The 18986-nt window shown below is 62.2% G+C and carries 16 protein-coding genes and 4 tRNA genes; 13 read left to right on the top strand and 7 right to left on the bottom strand.

Annotated elements, in window-relative coordinates; translation table 11 throughout:
* Nucleotides 1–185: 185 nt before the first annotated feature.
* On the bottom strand, nucleotides 186–647 hold the full coding sequence (locus tag MHY13_RS10000; RefSeq protein ID WP_023020504.1) for a DIP1984 family protein: 462 nt from the start codon (nucleotides 645–647) through the stop codon (nucleotides 186–188).
* Between the two features lie 84 nt (nucleotides 648–731).
* Between MHY13_RS10000 and MHY13_RS09995 the strand changes: the two genes are divergently transcribed.
* A complete protein-coding gene (locus MHY13_RS09995) occupies nucleotides 732–1763 on the top strand; it encodes an o-succinylbenzoate synthase (RefSeq protein WP_239283003.1) in 1032 nt (343 codons plus the stop codon).
* A gap of 3 nt (nucleotides 1764–1766) precedes the next feature.
* Here MHY13_RS09995 and MHY13_RS09990 read toward each other — a convergent pair whose 3' ends face one another.
* Nucleotides 1767–2537 carry a hypothetical protein gene (locus MHY13_RS09990; protein WP_239283002.1) on the bottom strand — a complete coding sequence of 257 codons (771 nt, stop codon included), beginning with the start codon at nucleotides 2535–2537 and terminating at the stop codon, nucleotides 1767–1769.
* Nucleotides 2538–2896: 359 nt separating this feature from the next.
* Here MHY13_RS09990 and MHY13_RS09985 point away from each other — a divergent pair, with 359 nt between their 5' ends.
* The 6 genes from MHY13_RS09985 (at nucleotide 2897) to MHY13_RS09960 (ending at nucleotide 10224) form a co-directional block, all read left to right on the top strand.
* Nucleotides 2897–5299 carry an excinuclease ABC subunit UvrA gene (locus MHY13_RS09985; RefSeq protein ID WP_239283001.1) on the top strand — a complete coding sequence of 801 codons (2403 nt, stop codon included), beginning with the start codon at nucleotides 2897–2899 and terminating at the stop codon, nucleotides 5297–5299.
* A gap of 78 nt (nucleotides 5300–5377) precedes the next feature.
* A complete protein-coding gene (locus MHY13_RS09980) occupies nucleotides 5378–6112 on the top strand; it encodes a hypothetical protein (RefSeq protein ID WP_204610294.1) in 735 nt (244 codons plus the stop codon).
* A gap of 57 nt (nucleotides 6113–6169) precedes the next feature.
* A complete protein-coding gene (menD, locus tag MHY13_RS09975; protein WP_204610292.1) occupies nucleotides 6170–7792 on the top strand; it encodes a 2-succinyl-5-enolpyruvyl-6-hydroxy-3-cyclohexene-1-carboxylic-acid synthase in 1623 nt (540 codons plus the stop codon).
* Nucleotides 7793–8263, top strand: coding sequence for a DUF3592 domain-containing protein (locus MHY13_RS09970; protein WP_204610291.1), 471 nt, complete (start codon nucleotides 7793–7795; stop codon nucleotides 8261–8263). It begins immediately after the preceding gene.
* Nucleotides 8264–8323: 60 nt separating this feature from the next.
* Complete coding sequence (locus MHY13_RS09965; RefSeq protein ID WP_239283000.1) at nucleotides 8324–9523, top strand: glycosyltransferase family 1 protein; 1200 nt, start codon at nucleotides 8324–8326, stop codon at nucleotides 9521–9523.
* An 11-nt stretch (nucleotides 9524–9534) separates the two neighbouring features.
* On the top strand, nucleotides 9535–10224 hold the full coding sequence (locus MHY13_RS09960; protein WP_239282999.1) for a demethylmenaquinone methyltransferase: 690 nt from the start codon (nucleotides 9535–9537) through the stop codon (nucleotides 10222–10224).
* Nucleotides 10225–10257: 33 nt separating this feature from the next.
* Here MHY13_RS09960 and MHY13_RS09955 read toward each other — a convergent pair whose 3' ends face one another.
* Nucleotides 10258–11523, bottom strand: a complete 1266-nt coding sequence (locus MHY13_RS09955; protein WP_239282998.1) for a geranylgeranyl reductase family protein — start codon at nucleotides 11521–11523, stop codon at nucleotides 10258–10260.
* 98 nt (nucleotides 11524–11621) lie between these two features.
* Here MHY13_RS09955 and MHY13_RS09950 point away from each other — a divergent pair, with 98 nt between their 5' ends.
* The 3 genes from MHY13_RS09950 to MHY13_RS09940 all read left to right on the top strand — a co-directional run bounded on the left by MHY13_RS09950 (nucleotide 11622) and on the right by MHY13_RS09940 (nucleotide 13495).
* Nucleotides 11622–12626, top strand: a complete 1005-nt coding sequence (locus MHY13_RS09950) for a polyprenyl synthetase family protein (RefSeq protein WP_239282997.1) — start codon at nucleotides 11622–11624, stop codon at nucleotides 12624–12626.
* 110 nt (nucleotides 12627–12736) lie between these two features.
* Nucleotides 12737–12818, top strand: a tRNA-Tyr gene (locus MHY13_RS09945).
* Between the two features lie 500 nt (nucleotides 12819–13318).
* The gene (locus MHY13_RS09940) at nucleotides 13319–13495 is read left to right on the top strand and encodes a hypothetical protein (protein WP_023020515.1); all 177 of its coding nucleotides are present in this window, start codon (nucleotides 13319–13321) and stop codon (nucleotides 13493–13495) included.
* Between the two features lie 126 nt (nucleotides 13496–13621).
* On the opposite strand, the gene MHY13_RS09935 is transcribed toward MHY13_RS09940, so the two are convergent.
* The 4 genes from MHY13_RS09935 to deoD are packed head-to-tail and all read right to left on the bottom strand — an operon-like array spanning nucleotide 13622 to nucleotide 17972.
* A complete protein-coding gene (locus MHY13_RS09935) occupies nucleotides 13622–15202 on the bottom strand; it encodes a phospho-sugar mutase (RefSeq protein ID WP_239282996.1) in 1581 nt (526 codons plus the stop codon).
* Between the two features lie 3 nt (nucleotides 15203–15205).
* Complete coding sequence (deoC, locus tag MHY13_RS09930; protein ID WP_239282995.1) at nucleotides 15206–15853, bottom strand: deoxyribose-phosphate aldolase; 648 nt, start codon at nucleotides 15851–15853, stop codon at nucleotides 15206–15208.
* 10 nt (nucleotides 15854–15863) lie between these two features.
* Complete coding sequence (locus MHY13_RS09925; protein ID WP_239282994.1) at nucleotides 15864–17231, bottom strand: MFS transporter; 1368 nt, start codon at nucleotides 17229–17231, stop codon at nucleotides 15864–15866.
* 15 nt (nucleotides 17232–17246) lie between these two features.
* Nucleotides 17247–17972 (bottom strand): purine-nucleoside phosphorylase, encoded by a 726-nt coding sequence (gene deoD, locus MHY13_RS09920; RefSeq protein ID WP_040424899.1) that lies wholly within the window; start codon nucleotides 17970–17972, stop codon nucleotides 17247–17249.
* 441 nt (nucleotides 17973–18413) lie between these two features.
* Here deoD and MHY13_RS09915 point away from each other — a divergent pair.
* The 3 genes from MHY13_RS09915 to MHY13_RS09905 all read left to right on the top strand — a co-directional run bounded on the left by MHY13_RS09915 (nucleotide 18414) and on the right by MHY13_RS09905 (nucleotide 18812).
* Nucleotides 18414–18489 (top strand) — tRNA-Thr (locus MHY13_RS09915).
* A 38-nt stretch (nucleotides 18490–18527) separates the two neighbouring features.
* A tRNA-Met gene (locus tag MHY13_RS09910) sits at nucleotides 18528–18599 on the top strand.
* 140 nt (nucleotides 18600–18739) lie between these two features.
* A tRNA-Trp gene (locus tag MHY13_RS09905) sits at nucleotides 18740–18812 on the top strand.
* Nucleotides 18813–18986: the final 174 nt, after the last annotated feature.

Below are 18986 nucleotides of genomic sequence, written 5' to 3'. Positions count from 1 at the left end.
GCCCCGCACAATACCCGTGTACGCCATACCAGCGCGGTACTCCATGCCATGGGGAGACTCGAACTCCCCGCCCCTTAAAGCGCTAAAGGGGGCCAGGGTCCCAGGATTTTCCCCTCCAGGGTGGGGGCCTGCTCGCTGCAGGCGTGTGGGCTACCATCGCGCGCTTTAAGGAGCGCGCGATATGACTATCCGTTTTTCAGTTCGGTATTCCAGTTAAGCTGCTGAATGCGGGTATCCAGCTCGCGGTACTGCTTAGACAAATCATCGACACGCTTGCGCAGCTCCGCCACCGGGATGGTGGAGACAAACTTAATCTCAGTGCGGGAATAGCGATCCGAGCGCGTGCCCGCCCTCTGCGCCAGGTCGTGGTAGATGCGGCGCTTGCGCAAGAGGCCATCGCGAAGCGCGAGGGCTTCCATCAAGTTCCTCTTCTCATCAAAGGCGGTGGCGATATTCGTCGCATTAATGGCCTGCACCAGCTCATCGATGCGCCCGGCCACGCCGTCGAGCTCGCGCAGCAGCTCCTGCGGATCCTCATCCGGGGTATCACCCTCCTGCACGCGGGCCACGGTCAGTAGCCGCTCGTGCAGGCTATTGAGGCGCTCCTGCGCCTGGGCGCGCTCCGCCAATGCCTCAGCTAGCAGCATAATTCCTCCTTTATCGGTATAGGTTCTCAAAATAGCGCAGAGTGGGGGAGGGGTCAACGGCCGGCGGGCGCTACCATGAAGGCCATGCATATCGATGACGTCCTCGACCGCGCCCACGTAGTCTCCCTCCCACTCGCCGTGCGTTTCCGAGGCATTACCACCAGGGAAGCCTTGCTCATCGAGGGTCCGGCCGGCTGGGGCGAATTCGCGCCCTTCCTGGAGTACGGCCCGGCCGAGTCCGCCGCCTGGTTGCACGCCGGGCTCGAGGCCGCCTACGAGGGCTTTCCGGAGCCGGTGCGCGATTCCATCGAGGTCAACGCCACCATCCCAGCCGTACCCGCCAGCGAGGTCCCGGCTGTGGTGGAGCGCTACCCCGGCTGCCGCACCTTCAAAATCAAGGTAGCGGAGAAGGGGCACACGCTTGCCGACGACGCCGCTCGCGTCCGCGCCGTCCGCGACGCCGTCACCCAACGCGGCGATATCCCTATACTGCGCGTGGACGCCAACGGCGGCTGGACCGTCGATGAGGCGGTCGAGGCCGCGCAGATGATGATGCCGCTGGACTATATGGAACAGCCCTGCGCCACCACTGAGGAACTCGCCCAGGTGCGCGGCCGCCTTATGCGCGCGGGTCTCTTTGTGCGCGTCGCCGCCGATGAATCCATTCGCAAGGTCGCCGACCCGTACCGCGTCGCCGAGCTGCAGGCCGCAGATGTTGCCGTGGTCAAGCCCGCCCCGCTCGGTGGTGTGCGCCGCGTCCTCGAGGTGGCCCAACACCTGCGCCAGCGCCATATGGATATCACGGTGGCCTCCGCGCTCGATACCTCCATTGGCATCAATATGGGCCTTGCAGCCGTCGCCGCGCTTCCGCGCATCTACGACGACGAGGACATCGACGTCACCCCGGCCGCCGCCGGTCTTGCCACCGGCTCCCTTTTCGAAGAGGATGTCACCGCCCCGCGCCCGCTTGTCGATGGCCACCTTTCCGCCGATATCCTCGCCCCCGACCCAGACCGCCTCGCTGCACTCGCCGCCCCCGCCGACCGCCGCGACTGGTGGCTCGATCGCGTTCGCGCCTGCTGGCCGCACCTTGCTGAATCGCACCTTTCTGACTAGCGCCTAGAGCAAGCTCTGGTGAAACCTCCACGCCGGAGTCGCCAGTGCCCGGCGCACCTTCTGCGGCCTGCTCTTTAGCCCGCGCACACTGCGCCGATGCGCCACCGTTTCCTGCACCGTCTCCGCCACCAGCTTGAGGTGGTAGTCGGTGCACTCATCCGTAAACTTCAATGGCGCCCATCCGTGCTGCACCGCATGATTGGTTTTCCACGTCCCGATGAGAAATTCCCGGTGATTATTCTCCGGCGTGTGATAGTAAAGCGAGTCCAAGTCCACCACCGTCGTTCCTGCTTCGAAGCCTAAATCCCAGGTGTACGGTCCCAGCCGGAAATTTGGCACAGGCTTGAGACCCACCCGCCGCATCTCGCGAAACATCCGCTGCTCCCACTTCGATGCCGTCCCCACCGGCGCCCTTTCTGCTAACTCGCGCACCGCGTCCCTTTTCTTGCTGGTCACCAGCTCTAAATCAGCCGCGAATCTCCCCCTTCCGTTGAGCCCGCGGTAGGCCTGCGCCAGGGCCTCTTTGAGCAGCCACTTGTCACAGCGCTCGAAGCTCAGCGCATCTGCCACCGCCTGCGCGGGCAACGCCATCTTTACGCCCTTTACCCGATTTACCGGCACCGGCCGCGACCTCACAGTACGCACCAGCCCATCCGCCCGTGCCCGGCGATTGTTATCTACCCGAATCGTTGCCGGCAGCTGCACCTTACAAAAGCCATAGGCTGCGAGCGCGGCCGTTCCCGTAAACACCGCATCCGGATAAAGCTGCGCCACCGCGGCGAGCTTATCCTTCGCACTCGCCTCCGCCGCGATGTAACAGTTGCGCCGCAAGCGTACAAGCGTTCCCTCACTAATCCTGCAGCGGATTTGATAGTCAGTAAGGCCTAAATCTAGTAATTCATTTCTCGTCCACATGTCTCATTGGACTGGAAATCTTCCAGGAAGGTTCCACTTTCCTCGTTTCAACGATTTCGTCCATCTAAAACACCTAAATCGTCGACGATTTTCGCCATATGTATGGACGAAATCGTTGAAAACCGGTGAACCAGGAAAGAAAACCGGTGAATCGCTAAAGGAGACTGCTGTCAGACTTCAGACTGCCCAACCCACCACCTGTGCGTACGCTAGGGGACATGTCTACTATCAAGGTCCGCGATGCCCACCTGCACAATCTGCGCAACGTCGACGTCGATATGCCCCGCGGCAAGCTCGTTGCGGTCACGGGCGTGTCTGGTTCGGGCAAGTCTTCGCTGGCATTCGGCACGATTCACGGCGAAGGCCAGCGTCGCTATCTCGAATCGGTGGCGCCCTTCGCCCGTCGCCTCATTAGCTCGGCCGTCGACCCGCAGGTTAGCCAGGTAGAGGGCCTGCCGCCGACGGTCGCGCTGCAGCAATCCACCTCCGGCGGAGGTGCGCGCTCTACGGTTGGCACCGTCTCCGCGCTCTCCAATAGCGTGCGCCTGCTCTATTCGCGCGCCGGGGATAACCCGGAGGGCCTGTACTCGGATTCTTTCTCTCCGAATACCCCGGAGGGCATGTGCCCGCAGTGCCACGGCACGGGCGTGGTCCACGAGCCAACTGAGGATTCCATGGTCCCGGATCCCACCCTCTCCATCGAGGAAGGCGCCATCCAAGCATGGCCTGGTGCCTGGGCCGGCAAGAACTTTCACGACATCCTGATGAATCTGGGCTATGACCTGGATTCGCCCTGGCAGGACCTACCGCAAGAAGACCGCGACTGGATCCTCTTCACGGAAGAGCGCCCCGTAGTCACCGTGAAGCCTTTGCGTGGCAAGGATCAGATTCAGCGCAATTATGAGGGCACGTGGCGCTCGGTGGCCAGCTACCTCAATAAAACGCTGGCGGAGACCCAATCGGATACGCTGCGCAAGCGCACCCTGTCCTATATGGAATCCCGCGAATGCGAGACCTGTGGCGGCCGCCGCCTCAACCCGGCCGCGCTGAAGGTGACCTATGCGGGAATGCCCATCGATGAGCTGGGCGCGCTGCCGCTGGATAGGGTGCATGAGGTGCTCAGCAAGCAGAACCCGGAGGAGAACTCGGCCGAGGATTTGCTGCTGCGGCAGATTCTGCCTGCGTTGACCTCGGCGCTGGAGCTCGGCTTGGCGCACCTAAGCCTGGATCGGCCGACGCAAAGCCTATCCGGCGGCGAGATGCAGCGCATCCGTTTGGCGGCGCAGCTGCGCTCCGGTCTCTTTGGCGTGGCCTATGCGCTCGACGAGCCCTCGGCCGGCCTGCACCCCGATGAGCGCGACGCGGTCATGGATATGTGCCGTCGTTTCATCGCGGCCGGCAACTCCGTGCTCTTGGTGGAGCATGACATGGATTTGGTCGCGCAGGCGGACTGGCTCGTTGACGTCGGCCCGCTGGCCGGCGAGCGCGGCGGCAACGTGGTCTATTCGGGCCCGGTCGCAGACTATGACGCGGACACCCCTACCGCCAATGCGCTGGCTAATCGCACGCTCGCGCTTGCCGACGACCCCCGCACCCCCTCCTCCCACCTCACCCTCCGCGGCATCAACGCACGCAGCATCGACAACCTGGATGTGGACTTTGGCTTGGGCCAATTCACGGCGGTAGCCGGTGTCTCCGGTTCGGGCAAGTCCACCCTGGTCAGCACGGTGCTGGCTGGCCTGCTGCGACAGTCCGCCACGGCCATTTCCGATGAAGAGGAGACCGAGGACAAGGGCTGGTCCGTGGAGAGCACGGAGGGCTTTGATCGAGTAAAGCGCGTCGTGCAGATTACCCAGAAGCCCATCGGCCGCACCCCGCGTTCCACGCTGGCAACTTATACCGGGCTTTTCGATAACGTTCGCAAGCTCTTCGCCTCCACTGATGAGGCCAAGCAGCGCAAGTGGACGGTCTCGCGCTTTTCTTACAACGTAAAGCAAGGCCAGTGCCCCACCTGCGGCGGCGCGGGCAAGATCGAGGTGGAGCTGGTCTTCTTGCCGGGCTCGTACACCACCTGCCCGGAGTGCGGCGGCGCCCGCTTCAACGACGAGACCTTGGAGGTGACCTGGCAGGGCCGCACCATCGCGGACATCTTGGAGCTCACCGTAGATGAAGCGGCCGAGGTCTTTGCCGAAGAAGAAAAGATTTACCGCGCCATCGCCACGTTGCAGGCCGTCGGCCTGGGCTACCTCCGCTTGGGCCAGGGCGCGCCGGAGCTGTCTGGCGGCGAGGCCCAGCGCATCAAGCTGGCCACGGAGCTGCAGCGTTCCCGCAACTCGCGTCGCGGCCACACGGTCTACCTGCTGGACGAGCCCACCACGGGCCTGCACCCAGCCGATATCGACCTGCTCAATACCGAGCTGCACAAGCTGGCGGATGCAGGCCATACGGTAATCGTCGTCGAGCATGATCTCTCGGTCATGGCGCATGCGGACCGCATCATCGAGATGGGCCCGGGCGCTGGCGAAGATGGCGGCCGCATCATCGCGGATGCCACCCCGGCGCAGGTAGCCGCAGAGGATACCGCCACCGGCCGTGCCTTGAGCGCACGCCAAGCGCACTAAGCGGCGAGCCTCCGCTGCCCGTTAGCTGTGGGAGTCCTCTCTAGGATCTCACAGCAAAATGGGGTAGAGGTAGAGGGTATGACTTCTAAAGGCCCTCATGGCGATAATAATGAAACCCGCAGCTGGTCCAGCCCGGCGGATGATGCCACGCGCCAGATTGGCCGCGTGCCCGATAATGCCGCCGGCCCCAGCCGCGACCAAGCGCGCCGCGAGCACCCCAAGCAGTACTTCCCGGGCGAGCAGCAGCCGCAGAATGAGACTCGTCAATTCGATGCGGCCGCTGGCTATCAGCAGGGCTACGGTCAGCAGCAAAGCTACGGCCAGAACTATCAGCAGCCGGCCGGGCAGGCATATGGCCAGCAATACGCGCAGCAGCCCGAGTACGAGCCGGTGCCGTCGAACTATGATCCGGACCAGCCGGAAAAGCGCAAGAAGAAGGGCAGCGGTGGCGGGGCTATGGCCGGCGTCTTCGCGGCCATCGCGGTACTTGCAGTGCTGGCTGCGGCGGTGTTGTTTTTCCTGTGGCGCAATGCCGCGGACGAGGCGGATAAGCCGGATCCACAGCCGGTGACGGAAACGCTGACCACGGAGGTTCCCACCACCGTGACCCAGACCGAAGAGCCGGATACGCAGGATGAGAATTCCAATAATCTGCCGAAGCTGCCGGACTTCCAAAATGACCTGCCATCCGATATCCCGACCGAGTTGCCACCAGAGGTACAAGACCAGCTGGATAAGGGCAGCGACGTGGACATTGAGGGTCTCCTCAATGACCTCCTGGGCGGCGGCGAGCAGTCGGCCAACCAGAACTAAGCGCCCAGCACCTGCCCGGTAAGGGAAATGGCGCGCGGGCAGGTAAAATCGGGCGGCATGAATGAATCGATGCAGTTGGCTGAGAAGGTAGCCGCCCAACTAGCGCGCCACCTCACGGATGTCGTCTTGTGCCCTGGTTCGCGCAACGCGCCGCTGTCGCTGGCGCTATTGGCGCGTGACGATATCCGCGTACACACCCGCCTGGACGAGCGCGGGGGAGCGTTTACCGCCCTGGGCATGGCGCGGGTGCAGCGCCGCCACGTGGGCGTGGTGATGACCTCGGGAACTGCGGTGGCCAATACCTTGCCGGCCGTGGTGGAGGCGCACTATTCCCATACGCCGCTAGCCATCATTAGCGCGGACCGGCCGGAGCGCCTGGTGGGCACGGGGGCGTCGCAGACCATCGAGCAGCAGGGCATCTTCGGCGTCTATGCGGACACCACCCAGGTCACCGGCGCGGACGATATCGCGGCGATGGCCCAACGCTTCCGCGAAGACCTACAGGTACACATCAATGTGGCCTTTGATGCCCCGCTTGTCGACGCCACCTTGCCAGACCACACCTCCGGCGACAGCGTGCGCGAGCCCGCACCAGCCTTCGTGGACCACGGTGAGGTGGCCGTGGATTTGAGCAAGAACACGCTGGTCATTGCGGGTGATGAGGCCTGGGAGGTAGAAGGCCTCCAAGACGTGCCGACCATTGCGGAGCCGAGCGCGCCGGGCCCGTATCATCCGGTGCATCCAGCGGCGGCGCATATCTTCCGCAAGGCGCAGGTCTCCGCGAATGATTATGTGGTCAACACCAAGGTAGAGCAGGTCATCGTCGTGGGGCATCCGACGCTGCACCGTGGCGTGCTAGCGCTGATGAATGATCCGGATATTGAGCTGGTGGTGCTCTCGCGCACCAAGGACTTCACCAACCAGCGTGGCGAAGAGGCCCGGCTTGGCACCACCGTCAAGGTCACCGGTGAGCCGAGCCGCGAGTGGATGAAGATCTGCGAAGGCGCAACCGATATGGCCGGGCAAGCGGTGCGCGAGACCCTCGAGGATGAGGAACTGGGATTCACCGGGCTGCACGTCGCGGCCGCGGTGGGCGATACGCTCTCCGTCAATGACACCCTGGTGCTCGGCGCTTCGAACCCGGTGCGTGACGCCTCCATGGTGGGCCTGCCGTTCGATGGGGTGGATACGTACTCACCGCGCGGGGCGGCCGGCATCGACGGCACCATCGCCCAAGCCATCGGCATTTCCCTGGCCACGCAATCGCTGGATCCCACCAACTGGCGCGCCCCGCGAGTAATGGCGCTCATGGGCGATGTCACCTTCTTGCATGATGCGAATAGCCTGCTCATTCCGGAAGACCAGGCGCGACCTGAAAACCTCACCATCGTGGTGGCCAATGACAATGGCGGCGGCATCTTCGAGACCCTGGAACAAGGTGCCGATGCGCTGCGTGAGTCCTTCGAGCCGGCGTTTGGAACGCCGCATGGGGTGGACGTCGGCAAGCTGGCAGAAGCCTATGAAGCAGACTACCGCGAGGTGACCACCCCGCAGGAGCTATTGGATACGCTGGCGGAGCTGAAGGAATACTCCACCGGGATTACCGTCGTGGAGGCTAAGACCACCCGTGCCACGCGCCGGGCGCTCAATGAGAAGCTCACCGCAAAGGTAGGCCAGTAAGTGGCCCCGCCGCAGCATAAGCCGCACGCGGCCGTGGTGCCGCGCTATACGCCCGCGGTCTATCGCCGCCGCCTGCACCAGCTGACGCTGGCGCTGTATCTGGCCGCGCTGGTGGGCGTGGTGGGCATGGTCATCGGGCCGGTGATGAATGACCACGCCATCGCCAGCCACCCCGCGCGCGCTTTGGCCACGGTCAAGGATGTGGGCATGCTGCGCACCACGGTGGATTTCCAAGACAGTGAAGGGATTTACCACACCCCACAGCACGGGCTGCTCTATCCCAGTGGGCTGGGCGAGGGCCAGCAGGTGTGGGTGCAATACGCCCAGGACGACCCAGACCTGGTCAAGGTCGAAGGCCGCGAATGGACGTTGGCTATCATCCCGGCGCTCTCGGTAGGGGTGGTTGCCACGCTCATCGCGGCCGTGCTGTGGAAGCTGATTAGCTTCTTTACCCGCCTCGCGGAGAAATAATTAACCAAGATTTTCCGCTGGCTTCACCATAAACTTAAGAAGATAGGCCATGATGGTGGCATGCGTGTTGCGATCGTGGCTGAATCCTTCCTCCCCAATGTCAATGGTGTGACCAACTCCGTGCTGCGCGTTTTAGAGCACCTGCACGAGACCGGCCAAGAGGCCATCGTCATCGCGCCGGGCGCCCGTGAGGGACAAGAAGAGATTCCGGACTATCTAGGCTTCCCCATCTACCGCGTGCCCACCGTGCGCGTGCCGCTGGTGGATTCGCTGCCGGTGGGCGTTCCTACCACGGCGGTCGATGAGGCGCTGCGCGATTTCAAGCCGGATATCATCCACCTGGCCAGCCCCTTCGTGCTCGGCGCGGCGGGCGCTTTCTCCGCCCGCCAGCAGCGCGTTCCGGCCGTGGCGTTGTATCAGACCGACGTCGCTGGATTTGCTACCAAATACCATGCCTCCGCGCTGGCCTATGGCGTGTGGGAGTGGCTGCGCACGATTCATAACTCTTGCCAGATGACGCTGGCACCGTCATCGCTGACCATCCGGGACTTGGAAAAGCACCACATCAAGAACGTGCGCCACTGGGGTCGTGGCGTGAACGCAGAACTTTTCCATCCCTCCAAGCGCTCTGAGGAGCTGCGCCGCAGCTGGGATCCGAGCGACACCAAGAATGTGGTGGGATTCGTTGGTCGCCTCGCCGCGGAAAAGGGCGTGCACCGGCTTTCGGCGCTCAACGGGCGCGAGGATATCCAGCTGGTCATCGTGGGCGATGGGCCGGAGCGCCCGCTATTGGAAGCCCAGCTGCCCGGCGCCGTCTTTACCGGTGCGCTGTCCGGCGAAGACCTCGCCGCCGCCTATGCTTCCTTGGACGTCTTTGTCCATGCGGGTGAGTTCGAGACCTTCTGCCAGTCCATCCAGGAGGCGCAGGCCTCCGGCGTGCCGACCATCGGACCGCGGGCAGGTGGCCCGGTAGACCTCATCGACGAGGGCTATAACGGACTGCTGCTGGAGGTAAAGACCTTTGTGGAAGACCTCCCCAATGCGGTGGACGCTCTGCTCAATCCGGAGATCCACCAGGAGATGCGGGACAATGCCCGCGAGTCTATTTCTTCCAAGACGTGGAAGGCGCTGTGTGAGCAGCTCGTGGGCTATTACGAAGAGGTACTGGAGGATACTCGCCGGGTGCCGCTGACCATTTTGGGCCAGCGTCCGGAGCTGCCGCGGTGGGCGGCTCGTGCCCTTGGCGCCCGCGTAGCCTAGACTGATCATTTGTGTCTAAGGCAGATCTGGATAAAAAGCCCTTCGATGTGGCGCGCATGTTTGACGCCGTGGGCGAGAAATACGACCTCACCAATACCGTGCTGTCCTTTGGGCAGGACGCGCACTGGCGCAAGCGCACCCGCGAGCGTTTGAACCTGAAGCCGGGCGAGAAGGTCCTGGACCTTGCAGCGGGTACCGCCGTGTCCACCGTGGAACTTTCCAAGTCTGGTGCGTGGTGCGTGGCGTGTGATTTCTCCCGTGGCATGCTGGCCGCTGGGCGTGAGCGCGACGTGCCCAAGGTGGCTGGCGATGGCATGAAGCTGCCGTTTGCGGATAACACTTTTGATGCCGTGACCATCTCTTATGGCCTGCGCAATATCCACGACTTTGAGCTCGGCCTGCGCGAAATGGCGCGCGTGACCAAGCCGGGCGGGCGCCTTGCGGTGGCGGAGTTTTCCACCCCGGTGGTACCGATTTTTGGCACCGTGTACAAGGAATACCTGATGCGTCTGCTCCCGCCGGTAGCGCGCCTGGTCTCTTCTAATCCAGATGCTTATATCTACCTCGCGGAATCCATTCGCGCGTGGCCTGGGCAGGAGGAGCTTGCCGCGGTTATCAATCGCAATGGCTGGTCCGAGGCCGGCTGGCAGAACCTTACCTTCGGCATCGTGGCGCTGCACTCAGCGGTAAAGCCAGCCTAGGCGCTGCTCCGCCCGTGCCTAGGGGAACAGGGGTTACGCCGCGGTCGAATCCCAGAGTGGCGTATCGCGGCGAAGGGACGAGACCGTGCGGCCGGCGGCGCGCCAGGTGCGTGCGATGAGGTCGCGGTCATCGTCAGTAATGAGGTTGCCCATCAGGCGCGCGGCGGCCGGCATGAGCATGCGGCCGACGGGCCCGCGCAGGGCCAGCGGGCCGGCCAGCGGTAGGAACTGAGGATAAGTAAGCAAGCGCGCGGCCGTGCGGGCCAAGAGGAAGGACTCGCCGTAGTGCTCGCGCAGGACTGCCGGCCAGGCCAGGGTGAAATCCTTCGGGCCGAGCAGGGCTACGGCCAGCGCAGCCGTCTCCAAGCCGTAATCGATGCCTTCGCCGTTGAGGGGATTGATGCAGGCAGCGGCATCACCAATGATCATCCAATTGGCGCCGGCCACGTTGGATACCGCACCGCCCATGGGCAGTAAGGCAGAGGTAACGTGCTCAATCTCGCCGAGTCCCCACTCGGGACGTTGTTGGGCAGCGTAGAACTCGAGCAGCTTCTTGGTGTTGATCTTGGCGGGGCGCTGCGCGGTTGACAGCGCGCCGAGGCCGATGTTGACCTGGCCTAGCTCGGGGCCGAGCGGGAAGATCCAACCGTAGCCGGGCTGCACATCGCCTTCCTCGTCCTTGAGCTCAACGTGAGAGTGCATCCAGGGCTCATCGGCATGCGTGGAGGAAGCATAGGAGCGCGCGGCGATGCCATAGACCTCCTCGCGGTGCCAGGTGCGGCCGAGCTTCTTGCCAAAGGTAGAGCGCACGCCATCGGCCACGATGACCCACTTGGCATGCACGGTGACCTCTCCCACGCAGAAGGAGGTTACGCGGTTGCCCTCGAGCACCGGATCGGTGGCGGGGGTGCCGGTGAGGAGGGCGGCGCCGGCTTCCCGGGCGGCGTCGGCAAGCAGGGCATCAAAGCGGAAGCGCGGCAGGGCCGTGCCCACCTGGGAGGGATAGGTCTCCGGCCAAGGCGCGGTAATATCGCCGCCGTAGCCGTGCAGCTTCAGGCCGCGATTGCGATAGGAGGCGTTGACCGCAATGCCGAGCTCATCGAGCTGGTGCATCGCGCGCGGGGTAAGCCCGTCGCCGCAGGTTTTATCGCGGGGAAATGTAGCGGAATCAATAAGGAGGGTGTCATAGCCGGCGCGTGCGGCATGGATCGCGGCGGCGGCTCCGGCAGGCCCAGCGCCAATGATGGCGACCTCGACATAGGTTTGGGAATCGATCTGCTCCGACATGAGGACTATCATTGCATGAGTTCGACCCCTCGAGTGTGTTTAGGGGCGCAGTTTGGACTACGGTAGGTAATCGATTATCTCTGGCTTTTAGTTGCAAGGAACACTATTTAATGACTCACGGTCAATCGCATGCTACGCACGTGGATCTTGGTGATCCGCAGCTCAACGAGCGCATTGGTGGGGGCATGGAAGCAGTAGAAGACAAGCTGCGCAGTGAAATCGACCGCGGCCAGGACTTCTTGAAGGATAAGGTCAGCCACTTGTCTAAGGCCGGTGGCAAGCGCTTTCGCCCCATGATGGCGCTGCTGGCTTCCGAGTATGGTTCGCGTCCGGGCTGCGAAGAGGTTGTTAAGGCGGCCACCGTCGTGGAGATGGTGCACGTAGCCACCCTTTATCATGACGATGTCATGGATGAGGCGGACCGCCGCCGCGGCGTGGAATCTGCCAATTCGCGGTGGAATAATTCCGTGGCCATCCTCGCTGGCGATGCGCTCTTGGCGCATGCCTCCCGCCTGATGAGTGAGCTGGATACTCACACGGTGGGCCACTTTGCCGATACCTTTGAAGAGCTGGTTACCGGCCAGATGCGCGAGACCATCGGCGCGGGTGAGGCCAATGCCGTGGAGCACTACACGGCCGTTATCAGGGAAAAGACCGCGGTGCTTATTGCCTCCGCGGGCTACCTGGGTGCCTACCACTCCGGCGCCTCGGCCGAGCATGCCGCAGCCCTGCACCGCATTGGTGGTGCCATTGGCATGATCTTCCAGATTGTGGACGATGTCATCGACATCTTCTCTGACCCAAAGGAGTCCGGCAAGACCCCGGGCACGGACCTGCGCGAGGGCGTCTTTACCCTGCCGGTTCTCTACGCCTTGGAGGAAGAGGGCGAAGTGGGCGACAAGCTGCGTGAGCTGCTTACTGGCCCGCTGCATTCCGACGCCGAGGTGGAGCGCGCCATCGAGCTCCTGCACCAGTCTGGCGGCCGTCAGAAGGCGCTGGAGGACATCAATGCCTACCTGCGCACGGTGGAGGAGCAGCTTGCCGTGCTACCGGAGAACTCCGCGAGCCAGGCCCTGCGCCAACTGGCGGATTACACCGTGCGCCGCGTGGGCTAGCTGCTTGGCGATGCCCCCTCATTCCCGCCCCATTCGCCCCTACTACGCTGGCGATTTGTAGGTGGGAGGGTGGTTCGTAGTAAAGTACTTACTCGCACCACACAGTGCATGCCAGGTTGCCCGAGCGGCCAAAGGGAGCGGACTGTAAATCCGCCGGCATTGCCTTCAGAAGTTCGAATCTTCTACCTGGCACAGAATGAACCCCGCAAGCAAAAGCTTGCGGGGTTTCGTCGTACCTGCAGCCGTCGGCGGATGCTACCGGCAGGGCTCTTGTCTGCGGGAGCTTTGAGCCCTGTGGAACACCGCATAGGCTCCAACGAGGAATACAGCTAGGAATACCCCAGCGATCTTGAAGTAGAAAAATCCATTTCCTAACCTACGAGAAATATCTGGCAATGAGGTGGAATCCGATCCCGCCAGAGCCTTGGCCACGTATAGCGCATTCAAACCGCCAATGTAATAGCCGAGGCAGAGCAATAATGAAATACCAACTGCAATCTTTAGCAAAACTGTTAAGGATGAATGGTGGGGTTCTGTACTCATCTAATTCCTCTCATCTTGGTCTTCAGGACCAGCAAACTACACCTTTCTGAGGCGCTGTGTACCAACGGGCGTGCTCGGTAGCCATACCATCAGTCGCAGAAAGTCACTGTAGGGATGAAGGTATGGGGTTTAGCGATAGGATATGGGATATGAAGAAGATCCGAACGATGCTGGACGGGGTAAACGAAATTCACCTTTTTCAAAGCCAGCGAGTAGCGCAGGCAGCGCAGCAAGCGCATCTGCGCAATCGGACTCGCAGTTATCGGGCGCACCGGAAAATAAACGCAGCGATTTCCCACCAGTTGGAGGAGCGCTCCCTGGCGTAAATAGCCTTTCTAACCTTGATGCCCCGTTGTCGTGGGACTGGCGGCAGCAAGTCCACTAGTCCGCACCCTCATTGGCCCTAAGCAATCTCGGAAGGACCAGATGGAGAGCGCGGAGCGGGGAGGGGTTTAAATCCCGAAGTAGGCGCGCAGGTCGGCCGCAATAGCATCGAGGCGGTCGGCATCGGGGGATTCGAGGTAGCACTTCAGCTTCGGCTCGGTGCCGGAGGGGCGCACGATGACGCGGTCATCGTTGTTGGTGAAGAACTTGGAGCCTTGGGCGAATTTCTCCACCTTCGCCACGGGCGAGCCCGCCAATTCGGTGGGAGGGGTGGATGCGACCTTTTCCATCGCTTGGGCGATGATGCTGAGGTCATCGACGCGGAAGGTCAGCGGCTGGGTGTAGAGGGCACCCACGGTGGCGTAGATGCCCTCTAGGCGCTCTAGCAAGGTGGTTCCTGCGGCCTTGCACTCGGCCGCGAGGCTGGCGAGGACTACGGAGGTAGCGACGCCGTCCTTGTCGCGGACAGCGGTGGGGTCGGGGCAAAAACCAATGGCCTCCTCATAACCAAAGGCGAGGTCCGGGGTGCGGGCGATCCACTTGAAACCGGTGAGGGTCTCCTCGTGGCCGAGGCCGTAGTGGGCGGCGATGCGCCCGAGCAGGCGGGAGGAGACGAGCGAGTTGGCGAAGTTGCCTGTCGCACCCTGGCGAGCAAGGTAATCGCCCAAGAGGGCGCCGGTTTCATCGCCGGTGAGCTGGCGCCACGTGCCTGAGGACGTGGGCACGGCGGCGGCGCAGCGATCCGCATCCGGGTCATAAGCGATAAGAATATCGGCGCCGATATCCTCAGCGTGGCGGATACCTAGGTCGAGGGCACCAGGCTCTTCCGGGTTGGGGAAGGAGACGGTGGGGAAATCGGGATCCGGTTGGGCCTGCTCAGGAACCAGGGAGATGCGGAACCCGCAGCGGGTGAGGAGCTTTTCGCCCAAGGCGGCGCCGACGCCGTGCATGGCGGTCAGCGCGATGGTGACATCGGTATGTGCGCCCCCGAGTTGCGCGGCGCGGTCGAGGTACTCGGCGCGGGTATCGACGTCCGCGATGTTCTCGGTGGAAAGTGGAATTTCATCGGCATGGGGTGCCGCGGCGATGGCGGTGGCGATTTTGGCATCGGCGGGTGAAACCAGCTGTACGCCTTCAGCCGGGCCGGTGGCGATGCGGCCGCCCAGGTAGACCTTGTAGCCATTATCGGCCGGCGGGTTATGCGAGGCGGTGACCATAATGCCGGCATCCGCCTTGAGTGAGCGGACCGTGAAGGCGGTCAGCGGGGTGGGGTTCTGCGCCGGCAGAACCAAGGCCTTGCCGCCGGCCGCGGAGATGACCTGTGCGGCATCGCGCTGGAACTGCGCGGAGCCGTTGCGGGCATCGCAACCAATGGCTACCACTGGGGTATCCACGTGCTGTTTGAGCCAGGAGATTAGCCCATAGGTGGTGCGGATGACTACGGCGCGATTCATGCGAGACTCGCCCGCGCCCACGGCGGCGCGCAGGCCTGCGGTGCCGAAGGCGAGGGGACCGGCGAAGGCGGCGGCGAGCTCGTCAGTATTGTCCTCTTCAATCCAGGTCATCACTTGGCGGGCGGTGTCCGGATCGGGGTCGTGCTCGGCCCAGGTGCGGGCGTAGTCATAATCCACGGTGGCGGCCTTCGACATGGCTTAGAGCTCCTCGAGGATCTGGGCGGAGGCAGACAAGCCCAGGCGGGTTGCGCCGGCCTCAATCATGGCCAAGGCATCCTTGGCAGTGCGGATGCCGCCAGAGGCCTTCACGCCTAGCTTGTCGCCTACGGTCTCGCGCATGAGCTTCACGGCGTGTACGGAGGCGCCGCCGGCCGGGTGGAAGCCGGTGGAGGTCTTGACAAAGTCCGCCTGGGCGGCTGCGGCGGCTTTGCAGGCGAGGACAATGGCGTCGTCGGAAAGCGCGGCGGACTCGATGATGACCTTGAGCACCTGGCCTGGGATGGCATCGCGCACGGCCTGGATTTCGGCCTGCAGATCCTCGGCGCGGCCCTCGATGGCCAGCGGGATATTGATGACCATATCCACCTCTTCGGCGCCATCAGCAACCGCGCGGGCTGCCTCAGCGGCCTTAATCTCCGGCTTCACGGCACCGGAAGGAAAGCCTACGACGGTGGCAATGTGCAAAGATTCTGGAACCTCGATGGGCAGGGCGGATGGGGACACGCAGACGGAGTAGGTGCCCAGCTCGGCCGCCTCATTCACCAAGGCGCGGAATTGTTCTGGGGTGGCCTCCGGCTTGAGCAGGGTGTGGTCGATGATGGAAGCAACGTCGGTGCGGGAAGTCATAACTTTCTCCTTAGCGGGTGAGGCGGGATTCGGAACGGGCCATCTTGAGGTCAGAGACGACGTACAGGGCAATACCGATGGCGGCGACGGCCGCTAGGATCCACAGCACGGTGTTATAGCTGGTGAGGTCCTGCAGCTTCGCCGTATAGGCAATGCCCAGCGGGATGGCGATATTGATGGTCAGGTTATAAAAGCCGATGGCGATGCCGGACTTGGCAGCGGTGATATTGCGCAGCGCGATATTGACCAGCGGGGCGTACATCAGCGCAAAGCCGGAGGCAAAGGCCACGATGGCCACAATGAGTACGGCGACGTGAAGCTGCACAAAGAGCGCGGCCGCCACCAGCGCGCCGGCAACCAGGGCGAAGGCGGTGTAGATGGTGGCGCGAGAGGACAAGACGGTACCGATCTTGCCGGAGAAAATACCGATGAGGATGGCGCAAATATAGCCCGGGATCATCAGCAGGGAGGCCTTATCGATGTTCATGCCATGCAGGTCATGTGCGGCAAATGGCAGCAGGAAGATAAAACCCATCTGGGTGGAGTAGACGAAGAAGACCATGAGGATGGTCCACACGTAGCGGCCGTTAGTAAAGAATTCCGGGGTGACCACGGGGTGCTTGGCGTGGCCGATGTGGAAGATGAAACCCACGATGCCAAGGGCGGCAAAGATGAGCCATGCCCAGTTGAATTCCTGCATGAATAGGGTCAGGCCGGTGGCAAAGACCGCGATGAAAAACAGGCCTAGGGCGTCGAGGTGGCCTTCCACGGCTTCATCTTCTGGCACCAGCTTGATAATCGGCGGGATGGCCAGGATGAGGATGAGCGGGATGAGGAACATCGCCGTCCACGAGACATAGGTGGAAATAAAGCCGGAGGTCAACGCGCCAATGAGCAGTCCGGCCTGGAAGGCTGCGGTGGAAAAGCCGAGGTAGGTCTTTTGATCGGCCTCGCTCAAGTGCTTGGTCACGTAAATGACGTACAGCGTCTCCGCGGCGGCCAGGCCGGCGGTTTGGATGAGGCGGCCGGTGAGCACCATGGGCCAGAAGCTGGAAAAGGCGAAGGCCAAAAGCGAGCCCACGGCGATGAGGACAACGCCGGTGAGCATGAGCTTGCGGATGGAGATGGAATCCGCCAGCGCGGCGTAGACCACGGCGCCGATGCCGATAATCACGCCGGCGAGGGAAGCCTGGAGGGAAGCGGTGGTATCGGAGATGTCGAGCGCCTCGGCGATCGGCATGGTCATCGTCTTAAAGCCGTTATCAATAACCAGCGAGAAGACGAAGACAAAGAGCAGGATAGGTACGGCAACCTTGGGGTTTACCGCGGAGCCTGGCCGCTTGTCCTGCGGGGAAGCGGTGGGGTGGGTGGAAGTCACGGGGAGAGGGTCCTTTTAGTCGAGCGCGTTGAGCGGAAGCGCGAGTTCAATCATGGTGCGGAAGGCGGTCTGGCGCTCTTCCGCGGAGAGGTGGGTATCGTGCACCAGGTTGTCGGAGACGGTGAAAAGTCCCAGCGCGTCGACACCGGCCTCAGCCGCGGTGGCATAGAGCGCTGCGGATTCCATCTCTACGCCGAGCACACCCATGTGCGCCCAGCGTTCGTTAACGCTTTGGTCAAAGTTGTAGAAGATATCCGAGCTCAAAATATTGCCCACGTGGATATGGGCTTGCTGCTTTTCGGCCTGGTCCACCAAGGCCTTGAGGAGCTTCCACGAGGCGGTGGGGGCGTAGCTGCCCGGCAGGTTGTACTGGCTTAAGAAGTTGGAATCGGTGGAGGCCGACGATGCGACGATGACATCGTGCAGCTCAATGTCTTCCTGCATGGCGCCAATGGAACCAACGCGGATGAGCTTTTTCACGCCATAGTTGTGGATGAGCTCCCAGGAGTAGATGCCGATGGAGGGAATGCCCATGCCGGAGCCCATGACGGAGATGGGCTTGCCGTTAAAAGTGCCGGTAAACCCCAGCATATTGCGCACACCGTTGAACTGGACGGTATCTTCCAGGAAGTTCTCGGCGATGAACTTCGCGCGCAGCGGGTCACCGGGCAGGAGGATGGTTTCCGCAATGGGCGCGCCCTGCGGATTGATGTGTGGGGTGGCAATATCGGTAGCGGACATATCTGCGCTCCTTGGCATCGGGTGGGAGATTTTACAGACCAAGCTTAAACCCTCAGGGCCCCGAATCAATGGCCTTATGTGCAGCTTTTCAACAACTGCGGAAAGCCTCACTGGACTCAGCCACCAGCGTCCGTGCCGGGGTCACTGCCCGCGGTGAGCAGTGCCACGCTTGCCGACGCCCCTTTTTCCCACAACCGCCCAATCCACATGCCTTCGCACGGCTGCCGGGGCACGGTAGGCGGCGTGGCCGGGTAGCCCGAGGGAGTGGTCTGCCATGCCGTTCATTCAACTGCCTTAAAAAGGCGCGAAAAGGTGTCACAAGAGCTATGCATTTTTACGTTCTGACGTGGCGATTTGTGTAAAACGTTGAAAGCGGGTTAGATTATTGGAGTCCGCAACGGAGAGCACAACGAAATAGCGATGTGTTCAACGCTAGGATGTGCCCCCTTAGCTCAGTCGGCAGAGCGTTTCCATGGTAAGGAAAAGGTCGACAGTTCGATTCTGTCAGGGGGCTCCATTCATGTTTGGAGCAAGGAATTCCTCCAAAGTGAATATGGCGGTGTAGCTCAGTGGTAGAGCAAGCGACTCATAATCGCTGTGTCGCGAGTTCAATTCTCGCCATCGCTACCGGGAAAGAAAGGCGCCCGCAGGGCGCTTTTTTATTACCGCGCTGAAGGCAGTCCAGGCTGTGCCTAGTTTCGGATTGGAACTATGGCTCTGGTAAGGTCTTCAACGCTTGATGCTGAGGCATTGAGGAATAAAAGAATAGGGGCGTGGCGCAATTGGTAGCGCAACGGTCTCCAAAACCGTAGGTTGCAGGTTCGAGTCCTGTCGCCCCTGCATAGTAAACCCCGTCACCTCAGGTGGCGGGGTTTCTTCATACCCTATTTTCTCCTGATTTCTAGTGGTCGTGGAAACACCTGACATGGGTTAGGTGATTGTGTGAAGTCGAAATGGGTTCCGGATCCTGCTGTTGTGGCGCGGTTTGCGTCGTTGGTTCGGGCTGGTAGTTCA

It is taken from the genome of Corynebacterium sp. ACRPE (genome assembly GCF_022347435.1).
Classification (GTDB): Bacteria; Actinomycetota; Actinomycetes; order Mycobacteriales; family Mycobacteriaceae; genus Corynebacterium; species Corynebacterium tuberculostearicum_D.
This window is presented reverse-complemented; position numbering and strand designations above follow the sequence as displayed.